We start from the raw sequence: 7,058 nt of genomic DNA, 5'->3' as shown, positions 1-7,058 counted from the left end.
CCGGCTCGGACAGGGCGAACGCGGGGACGGAACGGGCGGCGCGCACGGGCGGCAGCCAGCGCTCGCGCTGCGCCGCCGCGCCGTACGCGTGCACGGGGTGCGCGCCGAGGCCCTGGAGGGCGAAGGCGGTCTCGGCCTCGGTGCAGACACGGGCGAGCGACTCGCGGGTCAGGCACAGGTCGAGGGCGCCGGAGGTGAACAGGCCGTCCAGGACGCCGTGCTCGCCCAGGGCCGCCACGAGCGGGCGGTTCACGCGGCCGGGCTCCCCCTTCTCGGCGAGCGGCCGCAGGACCGTGGCGGCCAGCTCGCGCAGGTGGTCACAGCGGGCGACTTGGTCGGGATCGAGCGTGAATGCCGTCATCGAGCCTCTCCCCTGGCGCGGGGCACGGACCCGCGCCTCGCGGTCTTATCGCGCAGTGTTGACTGTCGTCACCATCACGATACGCTCGTCGGGCGAGCCCATCACTACGCCCGACCGGCAAAGGTGGCGAGGCGCCATGGAGACCCACGGGGCGACCGACGACGAACGCGGCGGCACACCCACCGGCCGGGGCGCCGAAGGGGCCCCCGACCCCGCCACCGGCACCACCGGCACCCCCAGCACCCCCAGCACCCCCAGCACCGGCATCACCGGCACCGGCATCACCGGCACCGCCACCACCACCGACAGCGGCCCCCGGCACGCCCCCGGCCCCGCCCCGGGAACGCCCACCGGCCACGTCGACACCTTCGCGCGCGACCACCTCCCGCCGCCCGAGGAGTGGCCCGTGCTGCTCCAGGACCTGCCCGAGCTGCGCTACCCGGAGCGGCTCAACTGCGGTGCCGAGCTGCTCGACGCCACCGTGGCGCGGCACGGCACGGACCGGCCCGCGTTCCGCTCCGCCGACGGCACGGTCTGGAGCTACGGCGAGCTGCGCGACCGCGTGGACCGGGTCGCCCACGTCCTGACCGGGGAGCTGGGCGTGGTGCCCGGCAACCGCGTCCTGCTGCGCGGCCCCACCTCGCCCTGGCTGGCCGCGTGCTGGCTGGCCGTGATGAAGGCGGGCGCGGTCGCGGTGACCGTCCTGGACCGGCAGCGGGCGCCGGAGCTGGCGACGATGTGCGAGATCGCGCGGGTCTCGCACGCGCTGTGCGCCGCCGGCGCGGTGGACGACCTGATCAAGGCCGGGGTGCCGGGCCTGCGCGTGACGACGTACGGCGGCGAGGGCCCCGACGACCTGCTCGCCCGCGCGGCGGCCCGGGGCGACGCGCCGTACGAGGCCGTGGACACGGCCGCCGACGACGTCGCCCTGATCGCCTTCACCTCCGGCACCACCGGGCGCCCCAAGGGCTGCGTGCACTTCCACCGGGACGTGCTCGCCATCGCCGACACGTTCGCGCGCCATGTGCTCAAGGCCCGCGCCGACGACGTGTTCGCGGGCAGCCCGCCGCTCGGCTTCACCTTCGGCCTGGGCGGCCTGGTGGTCTTCCCGCTGCGCGTCGGGGCGTCCGCCGTCCTCCTGGAGCAGGCAGGCCCCCGGCACCTGCTGCCCGCCGTCGCCGAGCACGGCGTGAGCGTGCTGTTCACGGCGCCGACGGCGTACCGCGCGATGCTGGACGAGCTTCAGGGGGCGGACGCTCCCGGGATCGCGTCGCTGCGCCGCTGCGTGTCGGCGGGCGAGAACCTGCCCGCAGCGACCTGGCGGGCCTGGTACGAGCGCACGGGCCTGCGCATCATCAACGGCATCGGCGCGACGGAGCTGCTGCACATCTTCATCTCCGCCGCCGACGACGACATCCGCCCCGGCACGACGGGGCGGCCCGTGCCGGGGTGGCGGGCGCGCGTGGTCGACGCCTCCGGCGCGCCCGTGCCGGACGGCCGGCCGGGCCTCCTCGCGGTGCGCGGACCCGTCGGCTGCCGGTATCTCGCCGACCCCCGGCAGCGGGAGTACGTCCGCGACGGCTGGAACGTCACCGGCGACACGTACGTCCGGGACGCCGACGGCTGGTTCCGGTACGTGGCCCGCGCCGACGACATGATCATCTCGGCCGGGTACAACATAGCGGGCCCCGAGGTGGAGGAGGCCCTGCTGCGCCACCCGGACGTGGTGGAGGCGGCGGTCGTGGGCCGCCCCGACGAGCGGCGGGGGCAGGTGGCGGTGGCGTACGTGGTGCCGCGCGCGGGGGCGCCCCGCGACGCGGAGCGGCTGCGGGACTTCGTCAAGGAGGAGCTGGTGCCGTACAAGTGCCCGCGCGAGGTGGTGTTCCTGGACGCGCTGCCGAGGACGGCGACCGGAAAGCTCCAGCGGTTCCGCCTGCGCGAACCGGGGTCCGCGTCCGGGGCCTAGAGTGATCACGTGTCCGAGCAGCACGCCCCCAGGTCCCTGATCGTCACCTTCTACGGCGCGTACGGGCGGGCGGCGCCCGGTCCGGTGGCGGTGGCCGAACTCGTCCGGCTCCTCGCGCCGGTCGGCGTCGACGCCCCGTCCGTGCGCTCGTCGGTGTCCCGCCTGAAGCGGCGCGGCCTGCTGGTGCCCGCGCGCACGGAGTCCGGGGCCGCGGGGTACGCGCTCTCGCCCGACGCGCGTCAGCTCCTGGACGACGGCGACCGGCGCGTCTACCCGGCCGCGGGCGGGCGGCCCGAGCAGGGCTGGGTCCTGGCCGTCTTCTCCGTCCCGGAGGCGGAGCGCAACAAGCGCCACGTGCTGCGCTCGCGGCTCGCCGGGCTCGGCTTCGGCACGGCGGCCCCCGGCGTGTGGATCGCCCCCGCGCACCTGCACGAGGAGACCCGGCACACCCTGGAGCGCCTCGGCCTCACCGCGTACGTCGACCTCTTCCGCGGCGAGCACCTCGGCTTCGCGGCCACCGCCGAGGCGGTGGCGCGCTGGTGGGACCTGGCCGCGATCGCCAAGCAGCACGAGGCCTTCCTGGACCGCCACGGCCCGGTGCTGCGCGCCTGGCGCTCGCGCCCCGACACGCCGCCTGAAGAGGCCTACCGCGACTATCTCCTGGCCCTCGACTCCTGGCGCCACCTGCCGTACGTGGACCCGGGCCTGCCCGCCGGACTCCTCCCGGCGAACTGGCCCGGCGCCCGCTCGGCGGAGGTCTTCCAGGGCCTGCACGAGCGCCTGCGGGACGCGGGCGCGGCGTTCGTGGCCGACGGGTCCGCCCGGGGGTGACCACGGGGCCGGGCGGCGGGCCGGGGTCCGGACCGCCGCCTTGCCAGGGGGTCAGCAGCGGCCCGGGATCAGCAGGTCAAGCAGCGGGATGCCCAGCAGTTTCAGCCCCACCTTCTTCTCGCAGTCCTTGTTGTCGGGGCCCGGATCGGCCTCGTCCAGGTCGTCGACGTCGTCCATGTCGGCCGCGTCGTCCTCCAGCGGGGGGTCGTCGTCGCGGAGCTGGAGGTCGTCGCGGAGCGGCAGGTCGTCGTCCAGGTCGGCCACCGTCTTGGTGTCACGCGGAGGCGGTTCGGCCGCCGCGGCGGTGCCGCCGAGAACGGCGGCGCTGAGCGCGATACTGCAGAGCACCGTGGTGATGCGCTTCGTGTGAGTCATGAGCACAAATTAGGCATCCCGGTCAAGCATCCACGACTTGTGGCGCGTCACCCGGGTGAATCCCCCCACCCCGCGGCGCCCGGCGGCCGCCTTCCGGGGGACGTGGCACAGGCGCCCGCTCCGGTCGGGCGCCGGTCAGGCAACCGGGTCCTCGCGTGCGGCGGCCCCGGTGAGGGTCAGGCGGGGCTTGGGGGCGTCGGTGCGGCCGGTGCGGGGGCGGCGGCTGCCGGCCCGGTACGGCAGGGGCCAGGGCGCGCCGGGGCCGGTGTAGCCCTGCTCCGCCGCGGCGTGCAGGGTCCAGTGGGGGTCGTACAGGTGCGGGCGGGCCAGGGCGCAGAGGTCGGTGCGGCCCGCGAGCAGCAGGGAGTTGACGTCGTCCCAGGAGGAGATGGCGCCCACCGCGACGACCGGGACCCCGGTCTCGTTGCGGATGCGGTCCGCGTAGGGGGTCTGGTACGAGCGGCCGTAGGCGGGGGCCTCGTCGGAGACCACCTGGCCGGTGGAGACGTCGATGGCGTCGGCCCCGTGGGCCGCGAAGGCCCGGGCGACGGCCACCGCGTCGTCGGCGGTCGTCCCGCCGTCGGCCCAGTCCGTGGCGGAGACGCGGACGGTCATGGGCCTGTCGTCCGGCCAGACCTCGCGCACGGCGTCGAAGACCTCCAGGGGGAAGCGGAGGCGGGCCTCCAGGGAGCCGCCGTAGGCGTCCGTGCGGCGGTTGGTGAGCGGGGACAGGAAGCTGGACAGCAAGTAGCCGTGCGCGCAGTGGAGTTCGAGGAGGTCGAAGCCGCAGTCCCGGGCCCGCCGGGCGGCCGCCACGAACTCCTCGCGCAGCCCGGGCAGTTCGTCGGCGCGCAGGGCGTGCGGGACCTGGTTGCGCGGGGTGTACGGCAGCGCGGACGGCGCCACGACGGGCCAGTTGCCGTCGGGCAGGGGCTCGTCGATGCCCTCCCACATGAGCCGGGTGGAGCCCTTGCGGCCCGAGTGGCCGAGCTGGACGCCGAGGGCCGTGCCGGGCGCCTGGGTGTGCACGAAGTCCGTGATCCGGGCCCAGGCCGCGGCCTGTTCGTCCGTGTAGAGGCCGGCGCAGCCGGGGGTGATGCGGCCGCGCTCGCTGACGCACACCATCTCGGTCATGACGAGGCCCGCCCCGCCGAGGGCCCGCGCGCCGAGGTGCACGAGGTGGAAGTCACCGGGCACGCCGTCCACGGCGGAGTACATGTCCATGGGCGAGACGACGACGCGGTTGCGCAGGGTGAGGCCGCGCAGGGTGAAGGGCGTGAACATGGGCGGCGTGCCCTCGGGGCAGCCGAAGTCCCGCTCCACCGCCGCCGTGAAGCGCGCGTCGCGCAGGCGGAGGTTGTCGTGGGTGACGCGGCGGCTGCGGGTGAGGAGGTTGAACGCGAACTGGCGGGGCCGCTGGTCCAGGTAGAGGGGCAGCTCCTCGAACCACTCCAGGCTGGCGCGGGCCGCCCGCTGGGTGGACTCCACCACCGGGCGGCGCTCGGCCTCGTACGCCGTGAGGGCCTGCGGGATGCCGGGCTGCTCCTGGAGGCAGGCGGCCAGCGCGAGGGCGTCCTCCACGGCGAGCTTGGTGCCGGAGCCGATGGAGAAGTGGGCGGTGTGGGCGGCGTCGCCGAGGAGCACCGTGTTGCCGTGCGACCAGCGGTCGTTGACGACCGTGCGGAAGGTGAGCCAGGAGGAGTTGTTGGAGCGCAGCGGGCGGCCGCGCAGCGCCTCGGAGAAGATCTTCGCGCAGCGGTCGACGGACTCCGCCGTCCCCATGTCCGCGAAGCCCGCCGCCCGCCAGACCTCCTCGCGCATCTCCACGATGACCGTCGAGTCGGCCGGCGAGAACGGGTAGCCGTGGAGCTGCATCACGCCGTGCGCCGTCTCGGCGATCTCGAAGCGGAACGCGTCGAAGGCGAAGTCGGCGGCGAGCCAGATGTAGCGGCAGCGGTGGCCGGTGACGGTGGGGCGGAACACGTCCGCGTGCGCCGCGCGGGTGCCGCTGCGCACCCCGTCCGCCGCGACCACCAGGTCGTACGCCGCCGCCAGCTCGGCGGCGGGCGGCGCCTGGGCGCAAAAGCGCAGGTCCACGCCGAGGTCCCGGCAGCGCTCGTGCAGGACGGCGAGGAGCACCCGGCGGCTCAGCGCGGCGAAGCCGTGGCCGCCGGAGGTGTGGCGGGTGCCGCGGTGCACGATGTCGATGTCGTCCCAGCGTACGAAGCGCTCGCGCAGCGCGGCGTACACCACCGGGTCGGCGTGCTCGATGCCGCCGAGCGTCTCGTCGGAGAGGACCACGCCGAAGCCGAAGGTGTCGTCCGGGGCGTTCTTCTCCCAGACCGTGACCTCGCGGGCCGGGTCGAGGCGCTTGAGCAGCGCCGCGGCGTACAGGCCGCCGGGGCCGCCGCCGACGACGGCGACGCGGCGGGCCGCCGGGGCACCGGCGGCGGCCCCAGCGGTGGCGGGGTCGGCGGCGGCGGTACCGGCGGTGACGGGGTCGGCGGCCACGGTCACCGCCCCCGCCACTTCGGGGTCCGCTTCGCGGTGAACGCGGCGTGGAACTCGGCGTAGTCCTCGCCGTTCATGAGCAGCGCCTGCGTCGCCGCGTCCAGCTCCACAGAGGCCGCGAGCGGCATGTCGAGCTCCGCGGTGAGCAGGGCCTTGGTCTGCGCGTACGCGAGGGCCGGGCCCTCGGCGATGCGGCGGGCGAGGGCGGCGGCGGCCTCGTCGGCCCCGCCCTCGTCGGTCACCTCGCTGAGCAGGCCGATCCGTTCGGCCTCGGGGGCGCGCACGGGCTCGCCCAGCATCAGCAGCCGCGTGGCGTGGCCGAGCCCGACCACGCGCGGCAGCAGGTACGCCGCGCCCATGTCGCCCCCGGACAGGCCCACCTTCGTGAACAGGAACGCGAACCGCGCCGAGGGGTCCGCGACCCGGAAGTCCGCGGCGAGCGCGAGCACCGCGCCGGCGCCCGCGGCCACCCCGTGCACGGCGGCGACCACCGGGAAGGGGCACTCGCGCAGGGCCCGCACGACCTGGCCCGTCATGCGGTTGAAGTCGAGGAGCTGGGCGGTGTCCATGGCGAGCGTGGCGCCGATGATCTCGTCCACGTCGCCGCCCGAGCAGAAGCCGCGGCCCTCGCCGCCGAGCACGAGGGCCCGCACGGACCGGGTCCTGGACAGCTCGGCGAGCAGGTCGCGCAGGTCGGCGTAGGCGCCGAAGGTGAGCGCGTTCAGCTTGTCGGGGCGGGCGAGCGTGACGGTGGCGACGCCCTCGTCGACGGTGAGGCGCAGGTGTTCCCACGCGGGGGTGGGGGCTGCGGAGCCGGTGAAGGGACTCATGACGTGCGGCCTCCTCGGCGGAGTGCGACGACGTGCGGGGCGCGGTCGGGCGCGGTCGGGCGTGTTCCTCCTCCCGAAGTTATCACCGTTCTCTGACTGTCGTCACGAGTACGCGATATCACGCCTCCCGCGCGGCCGGAGCGCCCGTGACGGGCGCCGCGCGGCGGCGCCGGGCGCGGGCGGC

Annotated in this window: 6 protein-coding genes; 2 read left to right on the top strand and 4 right to left on the bottom strand. The window is 75.7% G+C overall.

Translation table 11 applies throughout. The annotated features are described in order from the left end of the window. The coding region (locus tag IE330_RS37300; protein ID WP_190140627.1) for an acyl-CoA dehydrogenase family protein at positions 1 to 361 on the bottom strand (361 nt) is incomplete at its 3' end. A gap of 136 nt (positions 362 to 497) precedes the next feature. Here IE330_RS37300 and IE330_RS37295 point away from each other — a divergent pair. Together IE330_RS37295 and IE330_RS37290 are read left to right on the top strand one after the other, a co-directional pair. Then, positions 498 to 2,327 carry an AMP-binding protein gene (locus IE330_RS37295; RefSeq protein ID WP_229926209.1) on the top strand — a complete coding sequence of 610 codons (1,830 nt, stop codon included), beginning with the start codon at positions 498 to 500 and terminating at the stop codon, positions 2,325 to 2,327. Between the two features lie 9 nt (positions 2,328 to 2,336). Further along, a complete protein-coding gene (locus IE330_RS37290; RefSeq protein WP_190140626.1) occupies positions 2,337 to 3,158 on the top strand; it encodes a PaaX family transcriptional regulator in 822 nt (273 codons plus the stop codon). 51 nt (positions 3,159 to 3,209) lie between these two features. Here the strand turns inward: IE330_RS37290 and IE330_RS37285 are convergent, their stop codons facing one another. The 3 genes from IE330_RS37285 to IE330_RS37275 all read right to left on the bottom strand — a co-directional run bounded on the left by IE330_RS37285 (position 3,210) and on the right by IE330_RS37275 (position 6,874). Further along, positions 3,210 to 3,533 (bottom strand): hypothetical protein, encoded by a 324-nt coding sequence (locus IE330_RS37285; RefSeq protein ID WP_190140625.1) that lies wholly within the window; start codon positions 3,531 to 3,533, stop codon positions 3,210 to 3,212. A gap of 135 nt (positions 3,534 to 3,668) precedes the next feature. Then, positions 3,669 to 5,927, bottom strand: coding sequence for a bifunctional salicylyl-CoA 5-hydroxylase/oxidoreductase (locus IE330_RS37280; RefSeq protein WP_229926210.1), 2,259 nt, complete (start codon positions 5,925 to 5,927; stop codon positions 3,669 to 3,671). A gap of 119 nt (positions 5,928 to 6,046) precedes the next feature. Continuing rightward, positions 6,047 to 6,874, bottom strand: coding sequence for an enoyl-CoA hydratase family protein (locus IE330_RS37275; protein WP_190140623.1), 828 nt, complete (start codon positions 6,872 to 6,874; stop codon positions 6,047 to 6,049). Positions 6,875 to 7,058: the final 184 nt, after the last annotated feature.

Origin of the sequence: Streptomyces longispororuber (genome assembly GCF_014656095.1) — a bacterium.
Classification (GTDB): Bacteria; Actinomycetota; Actinomycetes; order Streptomycetales; family Streptomycetaceae; genus Streptomyces; species Streptomyces longispororuber.
This window is presented reverse-complemented; position numbering and strand designations above follow the sequence as displayed.